Raw genomic sequence first — 19554 nt, forward strand, 5'->3', positions numbered from 1 at the left:
GCCCTGCCGGTCAGGCGATGCGCGTGCCGGGCGGCAGCCGTCGCGCCGGCGTCCGCGTCCGTGCCCACGCTCCCGCGAACAGCGCCCCGGCGAGCACGACCTGCACCCCGAGCCCCACGAACCAGCTGGGCACGGTCTCGTCGATCACCTGCTCAGCCGTCTGGGAACCGCTCTCCGGATCGCAGTCGTCCCATCGCTGCTCCAGCGGCGAGAGCTGCGCGCTGCGGACACCGAACTTGATCTGCCCGTACAGATCGACCGGGTACCCGCTCGTGTTGAACTCGGTGGGGGTCGCGTCGGCGAGCACGACGAACGGGTTGGCGGCGAGCGCCCACCACACGAGGTCGAACCGCGGCGCCTCGTACGTGTAGCTGTCCCAGCTCTCGCAGTCCACGTTGCCGTTGCTGTCGTAGGGGCGGCTGTAGGTGGTCGCCTCGCTGCGCACGGCAAGGCCGCCGAGTGCGAAGACGATGATCGTGCCGATGACGAGCGCCGACACCACGAGGTAGGTGGACGCGACGGAGAACAGCGGCCGGGCGATGAGGCCGCTCAGCCCCACGCCGATCGCGGCGACGATGATGATCTCGGCGGCGAGGACGAGCAGCGCCACGAACAGCACGATCGGATCGGTTCCACCCGCCAGCAGCGACGCCGCGAGGAACGGAACGGCCACCAGCAGGAACGCGCCGCCCGTCGCGATCGCCGCGAGGAGCTTTCCCAGCATGATGTCGCCGGTCGACGCCGCGGTGACCTGGATCGGCGCGAGCGTGGCCGCCTCCCGGTCGCCGTTGATGGCGTTGCCGCTGAGCGTCGGCGAGACGAGCACGACGAGCAGCAGGACCACGTTGACGACGATGGACGACACGCCGGCCCCGACGTCCTCCCCCCAGGAGTACACGGCGAACGACAAGCCGGTGACGCCGAGGAGCACCAGCGCGAAGACGCCGAGGAGCACGTACCAGCCGACGCTCCGCAGCCGCTGGGTCAGTTCGAGGCGCGCGATGACGACGATGTTCGCGAGGCTCATGCTCCCGCCTCCGTTCCGTGGGGTGCCGCAGGCGGCGGGGGTGGGGTCGTCGCCGCGGGCGGCTGCGGGTTCCGGAGCGCGAGGAAGGTGTGCTCCAGGTCGCTCTGCGCGGGTGCGAACTCCGCGACCGGCAGCCCCGCCTCCACGAGGAGACGCAGCGACTGGGCGGCGGCGTCTTCCCCGGGGAAGCCGACGAGGACGGCGCCGCGGTCCACGACGAGGGACTCGGGAGCCAGCCCGAGGGTCGACGCGACCTGCCAGGTATCCGCGTTCAGGCGGGCGGGGGTCGCGCCGGCGAGCCGTACCCGCCAGGCGCGGACCGCGCTCTGCGCCGGAGCGGCATCCACGACGGCCCCGCCGACGAGGAAGACGGCGTCGTCGACGACCTCTTCCAGCTCGGACAGCACGTGGCTGGAGATGAGGACCGTGCGTCCTTCGGCCGCGAAGCGGCGCAGCAGCACCCGCAGCTGCACGCGGGCCTCGGGGTCGAGGCCGGAGGCCGGCTCGTCGAGGAGCAGCACCTGCGGGTCGTGGACCAGGGCGCGGGCGAGGCCGAGCTTCTGCTTCTGCCCGCGGGAGAGCACCTTCGCCGCCGAATCCGCGAGCTCCCCGAGACCGACCAGGCCGAGGAGGTGCTGCGCCCGCCGCTCCGCGTCCGCGCGGTCGATCCCGTAGAGCCGGGCCGTGGTCACGATCGTCTCGCGGGCGGTGAGGGAGGGCCAGGCGCCGAGGGCATCCGGCATCCACCCCAGCACCCGACGGGCGGCGAGCGGGTCGGCCTCGGGGTCGATGCCGCCGATGCGGATCGAGCCGCTGTCGGGGGCGAGCAGCGAGGCGAGCATCAGGAGCAGGGTCGTCTTGCCCGCCCCATTCGGGCCCACCAGGCCCGTCACCCTTCCCGCCTCTGCGCGCAGCGTGGCCCCTCGCACGGCCTGCACGTCCCCGAACGCTCTACTGACGTCGTCCACCACTATTCCGGTCATGCGGTCAGTCTGGCATCGCCGGGCGCGAGCGCCGGGGACCTCCGGGCTGATGCCCAGCCGCGCCGCCCCGCGGGTGACACAATCGCAGTATGCGCACGATCCTCAACATCATCTGGGTCATCCTCGCGGGCTGGGCGCTCTTCCTCGGCTACGTGCTGGCCGGCCTGCTGCTGTGCATCCCGATCATCACGATCCCGTGGGCCATCGCGTCGTTCCGAATCGGCGCCTACGCCATCTGGCCCTTCGGCCGCGAGGTCGTCAGCAAGCCGACGGCCGGCGTGGGTTCGTTCCTCGGGAACGTGCTCTGGGTCATCCTCGCGGGATGGTGGCTCGCGCTCGGTCACATCGTGTCGGGACTGGCGCTGTGCATCACCATCATCGGCATCCCGATGGGCATCGCCGACTTCAAGATGGTCCCGGTCTCGCTCATGCCACTCGGCAAGGAGATCGTCTCCACCCGTCAGGGCGCGTTCGACCGCACGCTCTAGCGCCGTGGGTCAGGCGCGGAAGACGGCGACGCCGAGGTCGGGGTGGTCGACGAAGACGCCGTCCACGCCCTGCCGCGCGATCACGGCCCACTCGGCCTCGTAGTCCCCGAACGCGCTCTTGCCTCCCGGTCCGCGGTGCGGCGCCGCGAGGAAGGTGTTCTCCGGCCGACAGGTCCAGGTGAAGACGGTCAGACCGCGGGCATGGGCGTCGGCCACCAGCGTCGTCCCCGGCACGAGGAGCATCTTCTTGTCGACGCTGATCCCGTCGACCCGCCCGACCAGACGGTCGAGGTTCTCGGGCACCACCGTCTCCGGGTAACTCAGGGCGGTTGCTCCCTCCGCGACGAGGAGATCGTACGGCTGTCCCGCCGCCTCGATGAGGTAGACGAAGCTCGCGGCGACGCCCTCGGCACGGAGCTGTCGGAGCACGGTCGATTCGAAGCTCTCCACGATGAGCGGCAGCTCCCCCGCCGCCCACCGCGCATCCCGCAGCTCCTGCGCGATGAGGGGCGCGAGGTCGAGCCCGATGCTCGCGAAGTGGGTGGCGTGTTTGACCTCGAGCACGACGCCGATCTCCCGCCCCTGAGCGGCCGCGGCCGCCCGCACCAGGTCGAGCACGTCGCGCAGACGCAGGATCGGCTCCGCGCCGTCGAAGGAGGCGCTGGACGACCGGATCTTCGGCAGCCGCTCCCGGCACCGCAGCGTGGACAGTTCCTCCCAGGTGAAGTCCTCGGTGAACCAGCCGGTCAGCGCGGCGCCGTCCACGCGCCTCGTCGTCCGGCGGTCGGCGAACTCCGGGTGATCGGCGACGTCGGTGGTGCCGGAGATCTCGTTCTCGTGCCGCACGACAAGCACGCCGTCCTTGGTGGCGACCACATCCGGCTCGACGGCGTCGACCCCCATCGCGAGGGCGAGCTCGTAGGACGAGCGGGTGTGCTCGGGGCGGTAGCCGGGAGCGCCGCGATGCCCGATGACGAGCGGGGATTTGCTGAGCACGCTCACAGCGTAAGGCACCCCGGGAGTGTCGCCGCCCGGGTATCGTGGAGGAAAGCGACCTACGACCCCCCTTTGGAGTGAGGCCCACCTGATGAGCAACTTCGCCTTCAACAATCCTGCTTTCCAGCAGCAGGACCCGCGCAACGTCGCGACCTACCCGGGTGCCCCCCAGGGTGCGCAGGGCGCACAGGCCGCGTCGCTCCAGCACGGTGCGATGGATGCCGCCGCCAACGCGCAGCTCGAGGGCATGTACGCCGCCCCCGCGGCCGGCGCCCTCGAGACCGACCGGATGTCCGTCGAGGACACCGTGTGGAAGACCGCCGGCCTGTTCGGCATCCTCCTCGTGACCGCCGCCGTCGGCTGGGTGCTGACGCTCGGCGGCCTCGACGTGCCGCGCTACGACCCGTACAACCCCGCCGCCGTCAACGTGCTGCCCTGGGCTCTCGGGGCGCTCGGCGGCTTCGTGCTGGCGATGGTCATCACCTTCACCTCGCGCAAGAAGGTCCGCCCCGCGCTGATCTTCGCCTACGCGGCCTTCGAGGGCCTCTTCATCGGCGGCATCTCGGCGTTCTTCGAGGTCCGCTGGCCCGGCATCGTCTTCCAGGCGACGCTCGCGACCGTCTCGGTCGTCGGCGTGACCCTCGCCCTCTTCGCCAGCGGCAAGATCCGCGCCTCGAAGAAGGCGACCAAGATCTTCATGATCGCGATGATCGGCTACCTGGTCTTCTCGCTCCTGAACCTCGTCCTCATGTGGACCGGGATCAACGACAACGCCTTCGGTCTCCTGAGCATGAAGGTCATGGGCATCCCGCTCGGCCTCATCATCGGCGTCCTCGTCGTGATCATGGCGGCGTACTCGCTGGTGCTCGACTTCGACCAGATCCAGCAGGGCGTGCGCAACGGCGCTCCCCGCAAGTACGGCTGGCTCGGCGGCTTCGGCATCATGGTCACGGTCGTCTGGCTCTACGTCGAGATCCTGCGGATCATCGCGATCGCCCGCGGCAACAACTGACGCGATACGGCACCACGAAAGGCCCGTCTCCCTGCGGAGGCGGGCCTTTGCCATATCCGGGACGGTGCGCGCAAGGGGTTGGCACGCGGTCCGGCGACCCGCCACAGTGGATACCACGAAGCCCCGGCACCCCGGGGCTCCTGACCCAAGGAGCTGACCATGAGTTTTCTCGGCTTTCTTCTTCTCGGCCTCATCGCCGGAGCCATCGCGAAGCTGATCCTGCCCGGCAAGCAGGGCGGCGGATGGTTCATCACCCTGCTGCTCGGCGTCGTCGGCGCCCTGCTCGGCGGCTGGCTCGGCAGCCTGATCCTCAACCGTCCGCTCACGGAGTTCTGGGACCTCGGCACCTGGCTCCTGGCCATCGGCGGTTCGATCATCGTGCTGCTGATCTACGGCCTCATCGCGGGCCGCAGCCAGCGGGTCAACGACTGACGCAGACCCCACTCGACGCGCTCCGCGTCACCCACGCCCGTCCCTCACGGCTGCGAGAGCATCCGTGAGGGGCGGGTCTTTTTCGTGCCGCTGCCGGTCAGCCCTCGGCTCCACGTGCCTTGCGCTCCAGGAGTCGGCGTTCGCGGTCGTTGCCGGCCAGCCCTGCGGCCACCGCGAACTCGCTGCGCGCCTCACTCTCCCTGCCGAGCCGACGCAGCAGCTCGCCGCGCGTGGCCGGGAGGAGATGGTATCCGCGCAGCACCCCGGACGCGCTCAGCTCATCGAGCAGCCGCAGGGCGGAGGCGGGCCCGGTCGCCATGGCCACGGCGGCCGCGCGGTTCAGCTCCACCACCGGAGACGGGGTGAGCCGGCCCAGCGCCTCGTAGAGCACGACGATGCGATCCCAGTCCGTCTCCTCCACGGACGGCGCGACGGCATGGCACTCGGCGATGGCTGCCTGCAGACCGTACGCCCCGCGACCGCGGCCGAGTCCGTCCGCCGTCGCCAGAGCCGCTCTCCCCCGCGCGATCCGGCTGCGGTCCCAGCGTCCGCGGTCCTGATCGGCGAGCAGCACCGGGTCCCCGTTCCGGTCGGTACGCGCCGGGAAGCGGGCGGCCGTGAGCTCCAGGAGCGCGAGCAGACCGTGCACCTCCGGCTCCCGAGGCTGCAGCGCGGCGAGCACCCTGGCGAGCCGGATGGCCTCGTCGCTCAGCTCCGGCCGCATCCACTCCGGACCGCTGCTGGCTGCGTGCGCCTCGTTGAAGATGAGGTAGAGCACCCCGAGGACCGCACCGAGCCGCGCCGGATGCTCGTCCCGCGGTGGCACCTCGAACGGCGCGTGCGCGGCCGCCAGCGTCTTCTTCGCGCGCACGATCCGCTGCTGCACCGTGGCTGTGGGAATGAGGAAGGCGCGGGCGATCTCCCCGGTCGACAGACCGCCGACGACCCGCAACGTCAGGGCGACCTGCGCCTCCCGCGAGAGCACCGGGTGGCACGCGATGAAGAGGAGGCGCAGCACGTCGTCGTCCACCGCGTCCGGATCCCACGGCAGGTCCGGCACCTGCGCCTGCTCCTGTTCGAGCTCGTGCGCGATCAGAGCGAGACGATCGTCCAGCCGCTCGCGGCGGCGCCACCCGTCCACCGCCTTCCGCTTCGCCACGGCCGTGAGCCACGCCGCGGCGTTGAGCGGGACCCCTTCGACGGGCCATTGCCGCAGCGCGGCGACCAGGGCCTCCTGCGCCAGATCCTCCGCCAGGCCGAAGTCGCCGACCATCCGCGTCAGCGTGCCGACGATGCGCGCGGACTCGATGCGCCACACCGCTGCGACAGCCCGCTCGGCCGCCTCCTGCGCAGAGGCGGCCGAGGTGGCCCCCGGGTCCGAGGAGCCGTCCATCAGCGGAGCGGCCTCACGCCTGCTCGGTACGGCGAGCCTGCTCCTCCCGCCAGCCCGCCTCCTTCTCGATCCACTCGTTGTCGGCGGGGAAGTCCTCGGGGCCGGTCACCCGGCGCACCTCGAGGAACGACCCCGGCCCCAGCGGCGCCCGGCTCGCCCACTCCGCGGCCTCCTCGCGCGAAGAGACCTCGATGATCCAGAAGCCGTTGAAGAGCTCCTTCGTCTCCCCGTAGGGGCCGTCCGTGAGGAGCGGCTTCTCGGCGCTGAAGTCGACGACGAAGCCCTCCGCCGCGTCGGTCAGGCCCTCGCCGGCGACGAGGACGCCCGCCTTCATCATCGACTCGTTGTATCGGCCCATGGCCTCGATGACCTGCTCGAAGGGCATCTCCTGGTAGGCCGCCACCGCGTCGTCGGTCGCGCGCATGATGAGCATGAACTTCATGATGTTCTCCTTGTTCCGAAGGGCCGTTCCTCGACCCTCTCATCACAGACGTCGAACGGGAACAGCGGAGATCGACATCGGGGTGGGACTTCTTTCGTTGACTTCTCGAGGACGCACTGAAGGCATAGAGTTTCAGTTCACACCCTTTCAATGGAAATTGTTTTCCAGATCGGACGAGACTCGATGAAGAGACCCATCGCGGCCACCGCCGCTGCCGCCCTGCTCCTGCTGGCGCTCCCCACCACCGCCGGAGCGGCCCCCGACGAGGAGCCGTTGACCCGGTACGTCAAGGACACCTCCGGCGCCTATGGCTACAGCACGGAGCCCGTGTACACCTATCCGGGATCCGGAGAGCAGGTCGCCATCCCCACGACGCTGACGCCGGAGAACCGCCGCTTCTCCAGCGCCTGGGTCGGCACGATCGGCAACCTGAACTTCGGCAAGCCCACGGATGCGGCGGACTTCGACGCCCGCTACGCGACGGTGCTCGACGACTTCGCCTCCTGGAACATGAACGCCGTGATCTTCCAGGTGCGTCCGCTGCTGGACGCCTACTACCCGTCGGCGCTCAACCCGTGGTCCGAGTTCCTCACCGGCACCCAGGGCGCCGATCCCGGGTACGACCCGCTGCAGCGCATGGTGGAGGCCACGCACGCGCGCGGCATGGAGTTCCACGCCTGGCTGAACCCCTACCGTGTGACCAACACCAAGATGACGTCTCCCGCGATCCTCACCGCACTCGGGCTCACCGCGGACGAGGTGAAGGCGCTCTCGATCCCGCAGTACATCGCGGCGCTCAACGACGCCGGCATCCTCGCCGACGACAACTTCGCTGTGCAGCACCCCGACTGGGTGCTGTCGTTCGAGGAGAAGCTGTTCCTGGACCCGGGCCAGCCCGAGGTCCCCGCGTATGTCGCGGCCACCGTCGCCGAGATCACGGAGAACTACGACGTCGACGCCATCCACTTCGACGACTACTTCTACCCGTACCGGATCACCGTCGACGGCCAGAACGTGTTCTTCGGCGCGCAGGGCGAGGACCGCGCGACCTTCGAGGAGTTCGGCCTCACGGCGGGCTACCCCGACACCGTGGACGGCATCGAGGCGTGGCGGCGCGACAACATCACGGGTCTCATCACCCTCGTCGGCGACGCGATCGATGCCGGCAACGCGGCCCGCGGCACCGCCGTGCAGCTCGGCATCAGCCCGTTCGGGATCTGGGAGCACGAGGCGCTGGACCCGGCCGGATCCCACACGCCGACCAGCTCGTCGCAGACGTACAGCCAGGCGGTCTTCGCCGACACCCGCGGGTGGGTGCAGAACGAGCTGATCGACTACATCGTGCCGCAGATCTACTGGAGCTTCGATCAGGCCGCCGCCCCCTACGGGGAGCTCGCGCAGTGGTGGAGCGACGTGGCCGCCGGCAGCCGCACCCAGGTGTACGTGGGGCACGCGCTCTACAAGCACGTGAACAACGGCGGCTGGGAGCAGGCCTGGATGAACCCGGAGGAGGTGCCGAACCAGATCCGGTACAACCAGAAGCTCGACGGCATCGAGGGCAGCGTCCTGTTCAGCTACAACGACATGAAGCCCAGCGATCTGAGCTCTCTCCCCGCCGATCAGCAGCCCAAACACCAGGCCAAGAACACCGCGATCGAGCTCCTCGAGGGCGAGGCCTTCGCCCACCCCACGCTCGTTCCGGCCAAGCCCTGGCTCTCGGACGGACAGGTGGCCACCCCGGCGGCCCCCGAGGTCATCGACGGCGAGCTCCGCTGGCAAGCCGGGGACGCGCAGGAGGCCCGCCAGTATGCGATCTATCGCGGAACCGGTGATCCGGCGCAGATCGTCGCCACGCCGGGCGCGCTGGTGGACACGGTCTGGGCAGGCGGCGCGGCGTCGTTCCGCTTCCCCCTCCCCGCCGACGATGCCCCCACCGCCGCGCGCGCTGCGACGGAGACCTGGGTGGTGACCGCGCTGGATGCCGCCGCCGTCGAGAGTGCACCGGTGGCTGTCGCCGTGGACGAGCCGGTGGACCCGACCGATCCGGGGACTCCGACGGATCCGACCGGACCGACGGACCCCGGCAGCCCGTCGAACCCGGGCGCTGCGGGTGAGGACGGCGTCACAGCACCCGGGAGCGGGGCCACGCGTGGCGAGCGCGGTGATCTCGCGGCGACGGGTGGCGACGCCCCCATCGTCGCTCTGCTGCTGGGCGGCCTGCTACTGGCCGCCGGCGCCGTCACCACGGTCGTGGCCGCACACAGGCGCCGCACGCGATGACGCCATCGACCGCCGGGGGGCCGCTCGCGACCTCCCGGCGGTCGCGACGGTCGCGTTCAGCGGCGCCGGGACGGAGCCCGCACGACGGCGGCGATGGTCGTGGCCAGCGCCTCCATCGAGCGCTCCGGACTCCACGCCGCCGCCACGGCCGGCGCCTCGGCACGCAGCGCCGCCAGACGGTCCTGGTCGGTCAGCAGCTCCCGGAGCGCCTCCCCCAGCGCCTCCACGTCGCCCGCGGGGACGAGGACCCCGCCGCCCGCACCGAGAACATCGCGGATGCCGTACCGCACGTCGTAGGACACCACGGGCGTGCCGTGCAGGAGGGCCTCGACGATGCCCAGCGGCTGCCCTTCGAACGCCGTGGAGGTGACGAGCACGGATGCCCGATCGAGAACGGTGGCCGGATCCGCGGTGTAGCCGCAGAGACGCACGCGGTCCGCGGCGTCGAGCTCGGCGATCAGTGCCGCCAGCCGCTCCTGCTCTGCTCCCGTGCCCCAGATCTCCATCCGGGAGCCCGGCACGTCCGCCTCGATGAAGGCACGGATGGAATGGTCGATGCGCTTGCCGGCCGCGAGCCGCCCCAGCACGACCACGAGGCCCTCCTCGCGCAGGTCGTCACGGCGCTCGACCGGCGCGATGGGGTTCGGCACCACGACATGGTTGGCGGCCTCACCGAACCGCGCCACGACGTCGTCGCGCTGCGTGGCCGTCGGCCAGATGACCGCGTCGAAGCGGTCGGCCAGCCGGAACCAGCGCGTCCAGAGCGTGTTGACGGTCGCGTCGGGCGTGTAGGGCGCCTCCACGTGCATGGTGTGGATGGGGTGCAGGATGCGGACGCGGGGGTCGACCCAATCGGCGATCAGCTCACCGAGCTGGCGGGACTCGCAGATCACGACGATCGGACGGTCCCCCACCGCCGCGGTGACGTGCCCGAGCCAGGCACCGTAGAGTCCGCGGAAACCGTGCAGCGCACCGACGACCCCGCCGGCGCCGTCGTACACCAGCACCGGTTCATCCGTCAGATGCCAGTCGGGGTTGCCCGGGATCACCGGGAGCGCCGCGAAGGGGCGCCCCTCGGGGTCCGCGAGCACCCGGTACTCCACGTCGGGGTCGGCCGTCACCGCAGCGTCGGCCGCGTCTCGCAGCCAGGAGGCGGCTCCGCCCTCCGGCGCGACGGCCTCGTCGAAGAGGTTCCGCAGGCGATCGCGGGCGGTGAGCGCACCGCGCTCGGTGAACACGCGACGGTGCTCGGCGTGCTCGGCCGCCGTCCCCGGGTCGAAGGTCAGCAGCTGCGGACCCGCGCCCTCCCCCGCCCCTGCGGCGGCCAACAGCCGGGCGCGCGCGAGCGTGGCGATCGTGTACCCGCCGTCCAGCCCCGGGATCAGGCGGCTGGACAGCACCAGGTACTCGGCGTCCGGGAGGGCGGGCGCCGAGACCGGGGGCATCGTGCCCCCTACTCCCACTCGATCGTCCCCGGCGGCTTCGACGTGACGTCGAGCACGACGCGGTTGACGTCACGGACGCCGTTCGTGATCCGGTTCGAGATCTTCGACAGCACGTCGTACGGCAGGCGCGTCCAGTCGGCCGTCATCGCGTCTTCGCTGGAGACCGGACGCAGCACGATCGGGTGCCCGTAGGTGCGGCCGTCCCCCTGCACGCCCACCGAGCGCACGTCGGCGAGGAGCACGACGGGGCACTGCCAGATCTCCTGATCGAGGCCGGCCTTGGTCAGCTCCTCGCGGGCGATGGCGTCGGCCTCACGCAGAATCTCGAGACGGTCAGCGGTGACCTCACCGATGATCCGGATGCCGAGGCCGGGCCCCGGAAACGGCTGGCGGCCGACGATCGCCTCGGGGATGCCGAGCTCGCGACCGATCGCGCGGACCTCGTCCTTGAAGAGGGCCCGCAGCGGCTCGATGAGCTCGAAGTCGAGGTCGTCCGGCAGCCCGCCCACGTTGTGGTGCGACTTGATGTTGGCGGTGCCCGCACCGCCACCCGACTCCACGACGTCCGGGTAGAGCGTGCCCTGCACGAGGAACTTCACCGGGGCGCCGCCGTCGGCCTTCGCCTCCTCGACGAGGTCGAGCTGCACCTTCTCGAACGCCCGGATGAACTCGCGCCCGATGATCTTGCGCTTCTCCTCCGGGTCGGTCACGCCCTGGAGGTGACCGAGGAAGGTCTCGGCGGCGTCGACCGTGATGAGCCGCACGCCGGTGGACTCGACGTAGTCCTTCTCGACCTGCTCGCGCTCGCCCTTGCGGAGGAGGCCGTGGTCGACGAAGACCGCGGTGAGCTGGTCGCCGATGGCCTTGTGCACGAGGGCGGTCGACACGGCGGAGTCCACGCCGCCGGACAGCGCCGAGATGACCCGGGCGTCGCCGACCTGCTCGCGGATGCGCTCGACCTGCTCGGCGATCACGTTGTCGGGGTTCCAGTCGGATGCCAGGCCGGCACCCTTGTGGAGGAAGTTCTCGAGCACACGCTGACCGTGGTCGGAGTGCTTGACCTCGGGGTGCCACTGCACGCCGTAGAAACCGCGCTCCTCGTTCGCGAAGGCGGCGACCTTCGTGGCCTCCGTCGTCGCGAGCACCTCGAAGCCCTCCGGGGCCTTCGCGACCTGGTCGCCATGACTCATCCACACGTTCTGCTCGGTCGGCTGCCCGCTGAGCAGCGTGCCCCCGTCACCGGAGATGACGGCATCGGTCGCGCCGTACTCGCGGAGGCCGGTGTGCGCGACCTCGCCGCCGAGGGTCTGGGCCATGTACTGGAACCCGTAGCAGATGCCGAGCGTGGGGACGCCGAGGTCGAAGACCGACGGGTCGAGCTTCGGCGCACCCTCCTCGTACACCGACGACGGACCACCGGAGAGGATGATGGCGACGGGGTTCTTCGCGGCGATCTCCTCCGCGGTGGCGGTGTGCGGCACGATCTCGCTGTAGACCCCGGCCTCGCGCACGCGGCGGGCGATGAGCTGCGCGTACTGGGCGCCGAAGTCGACGACGAGCGCGGGGCGCTGCTGGGTCTCGGACTGTTCGGTCAACGGACACCTTCCGGGGCGATCGCGGAGGCCTCGGCGGCCTCCCTGGTGGCGAGGTAGGTCTTGACTTCACGGGCGACGACCGCCTCCATGAAGAACGACAGCAGCGGCACGACGCCGCCGAGCGCGAGCAGGATGAACCGCGGGAACCGCCAGCGCATCAGACTCCACATGCGGAAGCACGCGAAGAGGTAGACGACGTAGAACCAGCCGTGGGCGACGAGGATGAACAGCGAGATGTTGAAGCCGTCCCCGAGGGAGGTCATCTCGCAGGAGTTCGTCCACGGCGCGAACAGCGACCACCACTGGCAGTCCGGTCCGGCGATGACGCCGGCGAACCAGAGCGGGCCGCCCGACCCTCCGGCGAAGAGCTCGAGGTGGATCGGCGTGTACTTCAGCACCATCTCGGCGAGCAGCAGGAGCAGCATGACTCCCGTGATGATCGACGCGATCTGGTAGAACTTCAGCGCACCGCGGATCGCCGGAAAGCTGGCGACTTTCGGTTCGGGCATGCCCCCAGTCTAGTCGGCGGGGCGCGCCACCCCGACCCCGCGGAAACGACGGAGGCCGCCGGGTCGCCCCGACGGCCTCCGCCACGTCATCCGCCGATCGGCGTCAGAACCATCCGGTCAGGAGGTCCCACAGCCAGTCGACGATGTCCTTGATGATCCCGCCGATACCGCCGGCCCGGTTGACGGTCACGGTGGCCGTAGCCTCGTCCCCGTCCGCCTGCGCCACCGCGACGGTGTACTTCCCGGGCTGGGCGTTCTTCGGCACTGTCACCGAGGTGCTGAACGTGCCGTCCTGGCGGACCTGCACCGTGCCGACCTCGACGCCCTGGCCCTTCTTCGGGCGGAGCTCCACCGTCACGGTCTCGCCGGGCTGGTAGCCCTCGCCGGTGATCGCGAGCTTCTTGCCCGCGGCCACCTTCGAGGAGCCGAGCGCGATGGTCCCCGCGAACTCCTCCTCGCCGGCGATCGTGAACGGCACCTGCACCGTGGTGCCCGTCGCCGGGACCTCGATCGTGAGCTGCTGCTCGCCGAACACCCCGGACGGCACCGTGAAGGTGAGGGTGGCGCGCCCGCCCTCGTCCGTGGTGTCCACGATGGTCGGGTCGACCGTGCCGGCCGCGAGCTGCGTGTCACCGAGCGACAGGGTGACGGCTCCCGGAGCCGCCTCGCCCCCGCTGAAGGCCAGCGAGGAGAGGGAGACGGTCACCTGGTCGCCCGCGCGGTAGCCGTCGGCGTCCGCCGGGCTGACCGTCACGCCGACCGCACGCTGGGCGAGGTCGGGCGAGGCCGTCTTGTTCGCGTCGAACCAGTCGACCATGGACTGCAGGTCGATCTTGCCGGTGTCCCGCTTGCCCGCGCCCTCCTTGAAGGTGGCGAAGTTGTCGCCGCCCGCAGCGAGGAAGGAGTTCGCCGCCACCGTGTACTCCCCGTTCGGGTCGATCGCAGTGCCGTTCAGCGTGATCGAGGTGATCCGCGAACCCGCGGCCGCCGTCGGGTCGTAGGTGTAGACCAGCCCCTCGGAGACGCCGAGCTTGAGGAACGGTCGCGCCGATCCGGCCGGCTGCCACTGCTCCTCCAGCACGCCCTTCAGCTGCGTGCCGGTGAGGGTCAGCGTGACCAGCGTGTTGGCGAACGGCTGGACGGTCGCCGCCTCCCGGTAGGTGACGTTGCCGTTCGGATCGTCGGCGTTGCTCGACGCGTAGGTCAGGTTGGCACGGATGCCGCCCGGGTTCATGAGAGCGATGTCCGCACCCGTGGACCACTTCTGCACGTCGGCGACGAAGTTGCCGATGGTGGACTCGCCACCGCGGTTCTCCGAGCCGTTGGTCTGCCGCGCACGGTTGAAGTCGGCGGTGATGTCGCCGACCTTCACGGCGCCCAGCACGTCCGCCTCCGCCTTCGCCTTGTCGACGATCGCCTGCACCTCCGGCACCGCCGGGTACAGCGGCTTGCCCGCAGCCGTGAGGGGCTTGATCTCGTTGGTGATCGAGAGCAGCTCCTTCGTCTTCGGGTCGACCTGGATGTTCATGAGGCCGAGGTTCTCGCCGTACTGCCCCGCCGAGACGACCGGCCGGCCATCGATGACGTGGTTGTAGGCGAGGTGCGTGTGCGCCGAGACGATCGCGTCCACGTCGTTGTCGACCCCGTAGACGATCTCGCCCAGCGGCGAGTCCTCGGTGATCGCGGACAGCGCGGTGCTCTCCGCGCCTTCGTGCACGAGCAGGATCACCACGTCCGCCTCGCCGTTGGCGGGGTCCCCGTCGCGCAGGTCGTCGGCCACGGCGTTCACGGAGTCGACGATGCTGCGCACCTCGAGATCAGCGATGCCCTCGGGCGAGACGAGCGAGTCGAGGTCTTCCGTGACGGCGCCCACGAATCCGACGCGCACGCCGTCGAGCTCCTTGACCCAGGCCGGGGCCAACGCGGGCTCACCGGTCTCGGTGAGGAAGACGTTCGAGGAGATGTACTCCCAGTCCGCGCGCTCCTGCACCCGGTCGCGCAGGTCTTCCCAGCCCTGGTCGAACTCGTGGTTGCCCGCCGCGCTCACGTCCAGCCCGGCGGCGTTGAGCGCGTCGATCGTGGGGTTGTCGTCGTTGATGAACGATGTGAACGTCGACGCCCCGATCAGGTCGCCGGCTCCGGCGAAGATCGTGTTCGGGTTCGCCGCACGGAACTGCTGCACCGCGCCGGCGAGCACGGCAGCTCCCGCCGCCGCCCCGTCCGCCTCGATACGGCCGTGGAAGTCGTTCACCGTCACCACGTCGATGCTCACCGGCGGGATCTCCGAGGAGACGCCGACGAGGATCGGGTCGTGATCGCTGGACCGGTAGGGGGTGCCCTCCTCGGCGGCGCCGAACGCATAGCCGCGGTCGCTCCACTCGGGGGAGTTGATTCCCCACACACCGGCGCCCGTGATCGACGGGACGAGCGAGGGCGAGGCGATCACGTGGTCGAGCGAGCCGAGCTCGCCGTCGAACGTGTAGGTGTACTGACCTGCGGCCTTGTCGGCGGCGACGTCGCTCCACCCCTGCGAGGTGAAGACGTCGATCGGGTCTTCCTGCCCGTAGGCGTTGAAGTCGCCGATCAGCAGCATGTCGCTGCTGCCGCTGCTCTCGGCCAGCTCGTCGGTGAAGTCGAGGACGGCCTGCGCCTGCTTCACCCGGTCGGCGTTGAAGAAGCCCTGACCGTCGGCGGGCTCGGCCCCGGCGCCCTGCGGCGGGGACTTCGACTTCAGGTGGTTGGCGACGACGGTGACGACCCGGCCGTCGATGTCGAACGCCTGGGCGATCGGCTCGCGGGCGTTGCCCCACACGGACTCGTCGGTGACGGTGGCGCTGTCGCCCACCGTGCTCACGGCGTCCTTCTTGAAGATGATCGCGTTGGTGATGTAGTCCGTGGTCGCCGGGTCCTGCAGAGCCTCGGGCGTGCGCACGTAGTCCCACACGTCGGAGCCCGCGTCGGCGTTGAGGCCGGCGACGAGGTCCTTCAGGGCGGTGTCGACGGGCTTGCCCAGCTTGACCGAGTTCTCGATCTCCATCAGCGCCACGATCTCCGCGTCGAGGCCGTTGATGGCCGAGACGATCTTGGACTTCTGGATCGCGAACTGGGCCGCGTTCGCCGCGCCGCGGGCATCGGCGTTCTCGCTCTTCAGCGTCGTGAAGTAGTTGTAGACGTTGAACGACGCCACCTGCGCATCACCGCCCACCTCCGGGGCCTCCGCGGGGCGCGGGTTCGTCGCCTCGAAGGTGACCTTGCGCTCCGCGGGGGAGGCGTCGTCGATCGGGACCACCGGCTGCAGACGCCAGTCGTCGAAGCCCCACTGGAGCACGTAGCCGTTGGACCCGAAGTCGACGGTGTCGCCGTTGCGGACCACCGTGTCCTCCGTGAAGTACGGCTGCTGGCCCGGGTGGCCGTTGTTGGTCACCTGGATGGACCAGGCGTCGTCGAGCAGGATGCGGTTGGCGCGGTTCTCGGCCGCGATGGCGGCCGCGTCGGCCCCGGGACGCGTGGTCTCGGTGCTCTTGACGTTGAGGTCGTCGCCGGCGTTCAGCCACAGCGCCCCGTAGTTGTAGAGCTGGTGGCTCGACGCGAGCCGGTACGTGCCGGTCGGGGCGACGTACATGTTCTCGTACTGCTCGCGGTCGGCACCGCGTACGGTGTCGGGCAGCGGCGTGAGCGCGGGCACGCCCACGCCGGCCGTGACCACCGAGACGTCCGCGACCGCGGCAGGGGCGATCTGGGTCTGACCGTAGTACTCGCTCACCGTGCCGGTCACCGAGACGAGGTCGCCGATCTCGAGCGTGGGCGCGAGCGCGTTCAGGAACACGAACACGCCGTCCGAGGCGCCCGGGGTCGCGTCGGTCTCGCCGCCCGAGCCCTGCGTCTGGATCACGATGCCCTTGTAGCCGCCGGTCCGGTGGTCCGCCGTGACGACGCCCTCGACGCGGACGCGCTGTCCGGCGAGCGGCGAGACGTCGCCGGTGCCCTGGACCTCCGCGATGGTGGCGGCCTTCGGCTCCGTCCCCGGCTCCTCGCCCGGGTCGGTGCCGGGATCCGTGCCGCCGGCGTTCTGCGGGGTGATGGTCGCCGACAGTGCGAAGTCGGCCTTGTTGTCGTCCGCGTCCGCACCGTCCGTGCGATTCAGCGACCGGACGTCGGTGTTGCTGGTGGGGGCGGTGGCCGCCGCCGTCTCGAAGGTGTTCGAGGTGCCGTAGCCGAGGAGGTCGATCACCCCGTCCACGCCGACGGTCGAGCCGGGAGTGAGGGTCACCGCCGCGGTGCCCTCGACGAGCGCCAGGGTGCCGTTGGTGCCGCTCGGGCTCAGCGTCGTGGTGGCGTCGGGAGTGGGCAGCGCGGCGCCGTTGGTGCCGTTGCTGTTCGCCTGCACGAGGAAGTAGCCGCCCGCCGGGATTGTCCCCTTCAGCGGTGCGACGCCGTTGAAGGCGCCGGTCCCGGCCGCGGAGCGGTACTGCAGGGACATGCCGTCGAGCGTGACGGGCGCCGCCGTCGGGTTGTAGAGCTCCACGAACTTGTTCGTGAACGCCGCCCCGGCGCTGCCGCCGGACAGATAGGCCTCGTTGATCACCACCCCGGTGCCCTCGGTGTTCGCCGATGCGGGCGCGGCCACCAGCGAGCCGAGGCTCAGGGCGGCGACGCACGTCGCGGCGAGAGCGCCCACGCGCCCTCGGATTCTGCGGTGCGAGACGGGGGTCGGGGTCTCCCCGTGCTCAGGAGCGGACATCATCGGTGCTGTCTCCTCGATCGTGTTCCGGCGCTGCTCAGGACGCTGTCATCGCACACATCGGGAACTCCCAGCGTGCGCACATGGAGCGAGCATACGGAGCGGTTCGGACATCCTCAACGGAGTTTTCCCATTGGTCATCCAGCGCTCACCGAATGGCCGCGACGCCCCCTGACGAAGGTTCACACGGAGCCGTCTGGACGCGCAGAAGCGCAGCGCCCGTCGCGCGGATGCGCAGTGGTCGTCAGACGGCCGCTGACCCCTCGGCGTCCTCGAACTCCTCCACCTCGCGCTCCCAGGCGTCCTTCGCCAGGCGGTACCAGAGGTAGAACGCGAAGCCCGCGAAGATGACCCACTCGGCGGCATAGAAGACGTTGAGCCAGTTGACCGGGGACTGCTCCTCCGGCGCGGGCGAGGCGATGTCGTCGAGCCCTGCCGTGGCGGTCGTGGAGGCGAGATACGGACGGTAGACGTCGAGCTGCTCGATGTCGTGCCAGCGGCTCAACAGAGCGGCCGGGGACATCCGGTCCATCTGCTCCGGATCGGAGCGCGGAGGCACCGACGGACCCTCATCCGAGATGACGCGACCGGCGACCTCGACCACGCCGCCGTCCGCCTCGGCTTCCAGACGCTCCACGGCGGCGTCGGCGGCCTCGCGATCCGGCGCCCAGCCGATGGCGACCGCCAGCGAGACGCGCTCGTCGACCCGGAGCTGTCCGGTGACCCAGTACCCCTCGGCGCCGTCGTTGAAGCGGCTGCCCACGACGAGGAAGTCCCCGGGGACCCAGACGCCCTCCGTCTCCACGCGCTGCCCGACGAGGGGCTCGGGGAGGTACTCCCCCGGCTGCACGACCTCGTCCAGCGGCCGGACCTGCTCGGTCGCCCCCGGCGCCGGTGGATCTGTCTCGATCGCCCGCTCCAGCTGCCATTGGCCGAGCCAGGCGAACACCCCGGCGACGACGAGGCACAGCAGCAGCATCGCGATCCAGCGTCCCCGCAGCATGACCTCACGAAGGGTCGGCGGGAAGGGGGCAGGTGCGGTCACGGTGATGCGGAGACCTCAGGCCTCGTACGGGGCCAGCACGACCTCCACCCGCTGGAACTCCTTGAGATCGGAGTACCCGGTGGTGGCCATCGACTTGCGCAGCGCGCCGATGAGGTTCGCGGTGCCGTCGGCGACCGGCGCCGGACCGTAGAGGATCTCCTCCAGCGTGCCGATCCCGCCGACCTCGACGCGTCGTCCGCGGGGCAGCTTCGGGTGGTGCGCCTCGGGGCCCCAGTGGAATCCCTGGCCGGGAGCGTCCGTCGCGCGAGCCAGGGCGACCCCGAGCATGACGGCGTCTGCGCCCATGGCGAGCGCCTTCACGATGTCGCCGGAGGTGCCGACGCCGCCGTCGGCGATCACGTGGACATAGCGCCCGCCGGACTCGTCGAGGTAGTCACGGCGAGCCGCGGCCACATCGGACACCGCGGTGGCCATGGGCGCGTGGATGCCGAGGGTGGCCCGGGTGGTGGACGCCGCGCCGCCGCCGAAGCCCACGAGCACGCCGGCGGCACCGGTGCGCATGAGGTGCAGGGCCGCCGTGTAGGTCGCGGCTCCGCCCACGATCACCGGCACGTCGAGGTCGTAGATGAACTTCTTGAGGTTCAGCGGCTCCGCCACGCTCGACACGTGCTCGGCGGAGACGGTCGTGCCCCGGATGACGAACAGGTCGACGCCGGCCGCGGCGACGGTGTCGTAGAACTCCTGCGTGCGCTGCGGGGTGAGGGAGCCGGCGACGGTGACGCCGGCTTCGCGGATCTCGGCGAGTCGGCGGGTGATGAGCTCGGGCTTGATGGGCTCCGAGTAGAGCTCCTGCATGCGCACGGTCGCGCGGTCCTCCGCGAGGCCGGCGATCTCGGCGAGGAGCGGCTCCGGGTCCTCGTACCGGGTCCAGAGCCCCTCGAGGTCGAGCACCCCCAGGCCGCCGAGCTGCCCGAGCATGATCGCGGTGCGCGGGCTGACGACCGAGTCCATCGGCGCCCCGAGCACCGGGATCTCGAAGCCGAAGGCGTCGATCGTCCATGCGGTGGACACGTCCTCGGGGTTCCGCGTGCGCCGCGAGGGCACCACCGCGATGTCGTCGAACGTGTACGCGCGACGCGCGCGCTTTCCTCGGCCGAGCTCGATCTCCATGGTCACCCGTCCAGCCTACCCGGCGCCCGGCGGCC

Annotated in this window: 15 protein-coding genes; 4 read left to right on the forward strand and 11 right to left on the reverse strand. The window is 70.6% G+C overall.

Annotated elements, in window-relative coordinates:
• Positions 1–10: 10 nt before the first annotated feature.
• Positions 11–1027, reverse strand: a complete 1017-nt coding sequence (locus tag ACIGJI_RS05745; protein ID WP_187663448.1) for an ABC transporter permease — start codon at positions 1025–1027, stop codon at positions 11–13.
• Positions 1024–2010 carry an ABC transporter ATP-binding protein gene (locus tag ACIGJI_RS05750; RefSeq protein ID WP_363445572.1) on the reverse strand — a complete coding sequence of 329 codons (987 nt, stop codon included), beginning with the start codon at positions 2008–2010 and terminating at the stop codon, positions 1024–1026. The genes ACIGJI_RS05745 and ACIGJI_RS05750 overlap by 4 nt, the downstream gene beginning before the upstream one ends.
• Before the next feature lie 89 nt (positions 2011–2099).
• Here ACIGJI_RS05750 and ACIGJI_RS05755 point away from each other — a divergent pair, with 89 nt between their 5' ends.
• Positions 2100–2498 carry a YccF domain-containing protein gene (locus ACIGJI_RS05755; RefSeq protein ID WP_363445570.1) on the forward strand — a complete coding sequence of 133 codons (399 nt, stop codon included), beginning with the start codon at positions 2100–2102 and terminating at the stop codon, positions 2496–2498.
• A gap of 9 nt (positions 2499–2507) precedes the next feature.
• Here ACIGJI_RS05755 and ACIGJI_RS05760 read toward each other — a convergent pair whose 3' ends face one another.
• Positions 2508–3494: a glycerophosphodiester phosphodiesterase family protein gene (locus tag ACIGJI_RS05760; protein ID WP_396667014.1), complete on the reverse strand. Its 987-nt coding sequence runs from the start codon at positions 3492–3494 to the stop codon at positions 2508–2510.
• A gap of 91 nt (positions 3495–3585) precedes the next feature.
• Here ACIGJI_RS05760 and ACIGJI_RS05765 point away from each other — a divergent pair, with 91 nt between their 5' ends.
• Both ACIGJI_RS05765 and ACIGJI_RS05770 read left to right on the forward strand, forming a co-directional pair.
• Entirely contained in the window at positions 3586–4506 is a 921-nt protein-coding gene (locus tag ACIGJI_RS05765; protein WP_259954258.1) for a Bax inhibitor-1/YccA family protein, read from the forward strand.
• 159 nt (positions 4507–4665) lie between these two features.
• Entirely contained in the window at positions 4666–4938 is a 273-nt protein-coding gene (locus ACIGJI_RS05770) for a GlsB/YeaQ/YmgE family stress response membrane protein (protein WP_187663444.1), read from the forward strand.
• A 97-nt stretch (positions 4939–5035) separates the two neighbouring features.
• On the opposite strand, the gene ACIGJI_RS05775 is transcribed toward ACIGJI_RS05770, so the two are convergent.
• Together ACIGJI_RS05775 and ACIGJI_RS05780 are read right to left on the reverse strand one after the other, a co-directional pair.
• Positions 5036–6331 (reverse strand): DUF6596 domain-containing protein, encoded by a 1296-nt coding sequence (locus ACIGJI_RS05775; RefSeq protein WP_363445568.1) that lies wholly within the window; start codon positions 6329–6331, stop codon positions 5036–5038.
• 13 nt (positions 6332–6344) lie between these two features.
• Positions 6345–6773, reverse strand: coding sequence for a YciI family protein (locus ACIGJI_RS05780; protein WP_268777181.1), 429 nt, complete (start codon positions 6771–6773; stop codon positions 6345–6347).
• A 183-nt stretch (positions 6774–6956) separates the two neighbouring features.
• Here ACIGJI_RS05780 and ACIGJI_RS05785 point away from each other — a divergent pair, with 183 nt between their 5' ends.
• On the forward strand, positions 6957–9053 hold the full coding sequence (locus tag ACIGJI_RS05785; RefSeq protein WP_363445566.1) for a family 10 glycosylhydrolase: 2097 nt from the start codon (positions 6957–6959) through the stop codon (positions 9051–9053).
• Positions 9054–9109: 56 nt separating this feature from the next.
• Here ACIGJI_RS05785 and ACIGJI_RS05790 read toward each other — a convergent pair whose 3' ends face one another.
• From ACIGJI_RS05790 to ACIGJI_RS05815, 6 genes are all read right to left on the reverse strand, one after another.
• On the reverse strand, positions 9110–10498 hold the full coding sequence (locus ACIGJI_RS05790) for a glycosyltransferase (protein ID WP_363445564.1): 1389 nt from the start codon (positions 10496–10498) through the stop codon (positions 9110–9112).
• Between the two features lie 8 nt (positions 10499–10506).
• Positions 10507–12093: a glutamine-hydrolyzing GMP synthase gene (gene guaA / locus ACIGJI_RS05795; RefSeq protein ID WP_136052711.1), complete on the reverse strand. Its 1587-nt coding sequence runs from the start codon at positions 12091–12093 to the stop codon at positions 10507–10509.
• On the reverse strand, positions 12090–12602 hold the full coding sequence (locus ACIGJI_RS05800) for a DUF3817 domain-containing protein (protein ID WP_060922041.1): 513 nt from the start codon (positions 12600–12602) through the stop codon (positions 12090–12092). The genes guaA and ACIGJI_RS05800 overlap by 4 nt, the downstream gene beginning before the upstream one ends.
• A gap of 103 nt (positions 12603–12705) precedes the next feature.
• Entirely contained in the window at positions 12706–17280 is a 4575-nt protein-coding gene (locus ACIGJI_RS05805) for an ExeM/NucH family extracellular endonuclease (RefSeq protein ID WP_396667015.1), read from the reverse strand.
• Between the two features lie 307 nt (positions 17281–17587).
• Positions 17588–18346: an SURF1 family protein gene (locus tag ACIGJI_RS05810; protein ID WP_187664106.1), complete on the reverse strand. Its 759-nt coding sequence runs from the start codon at positions 18344–18346 to the stop codon at positions 17588–17590.
• A gap of 57 nt (positions 18347–18403) precedes the next feature.
• Complete coding sequence (locus tag ACIGJI_RS05815) at positions 18404–19519, reverse strand: GuaB3 family IMP dehydrogenase-related protein (protein WP_025103746.1); 1116 nt, start codon at positions 19517–19519, stop codon at positions 18404–18406.
• Positions 19520–19554 lie beyond the last annotated feature (35 nt).

It is taken from the genome of Microbacterium sp. NPDC064978, from assembly GCF_044543605.1.
In the GTDB taxonomy this organism is placed as follows: domain Bacteria; phylum Actinomycetota; class Actinomycetes; order Actinomycetales; family Microbacteriaceae; genus Microbacterium; species Microbacterium meiriae.

Coding starts and splice junctions, on each gene's coding strand:
- ACIGJI_RS05790 (WP_363445564.1), bottom strand. CDS start 10,498: ATGCCCCCGGTCTCGGCGCCCGCCCTCCCGGACGCCGAGTACCTGGTG.
- ACIGJI_RS05755 (WP_363445570.1), top strand. CDS start 2,100: ATGCGCACGATCCTCAACATCATCTGGGTCATCCTCGCGGGCTGGGCG.
- ACIGJI_RS05800 (WP_060922041.1), bottom strand. CDS start 12,602: ATGCCCGAACCGAAAGTCGCCAGCTTTCCGGCGATCCGCGGTGCGCTG.
- ACIGJI_RS05775 (WP_363445568.1), bottom strand. CDS start 6,331: ATGGACGGCTCCTCGGACCCGGGGGCCACCTCGGCCGCCTCTGCGCAG.
- ACIGJI_RS05750 (WP_363445572.1), bottom strand. CDS start 2,010: ATGACCGGAATAGTGGTGGACGACGTCAGTAGAGCGTTCGGGGACGTG.
- ACIGJI_RS05815 (WP_025103746.1), bottom strand. CDS start 19,519: ATGGAGATCGAGCTCGGCCGAGGAAAGCGCGCGCGTCGCGCGTACACG.
- ACIGJI_RS05770 (WP_187663444.1), top strand. CDS start 4,666: ATGAGTTTTCTCGGCTTTCTTCTTCTCGGCCTCATCGCCGGAGCCATC.
- ACIGJI_RS05785 (WP_363445566.1), top strand. CDS start 6,957: ATGAAGAGACCCATCGCGGCCACCGCCGCTGCCGCCCTGCTCCTGCTG.
- ACIGJI_RS05780 (WP_268777181.1), bottom strand. CDS start 6,773: ATGAAGTTCATGCTCATCATGCGCGCGACCGACGACGCGGTGGCGGCC.
- ACIGJI_RS05810 (WP_187664106.1), bottom strand. CDS start 18,346: ATGCTGCGGGGACGCTGGATCGCGATGCTGCTGCTGTGCCTCGTCGTC.
- ACIGJI_RS05745 (WP_187663448.1), bottom strand. CDS start 1,027: ATGAGCCTCGCGAACATCGTCGTCATCGCGCGCCTCGAACTGACCCAG.
- ACIGJI_RS05765 (WP_259954258.1), top strand. CDS start 3,586: ATGAGCAACTTCGCCTTCAACAATCCTGCTTTCCAGCAGCAGGACCCG.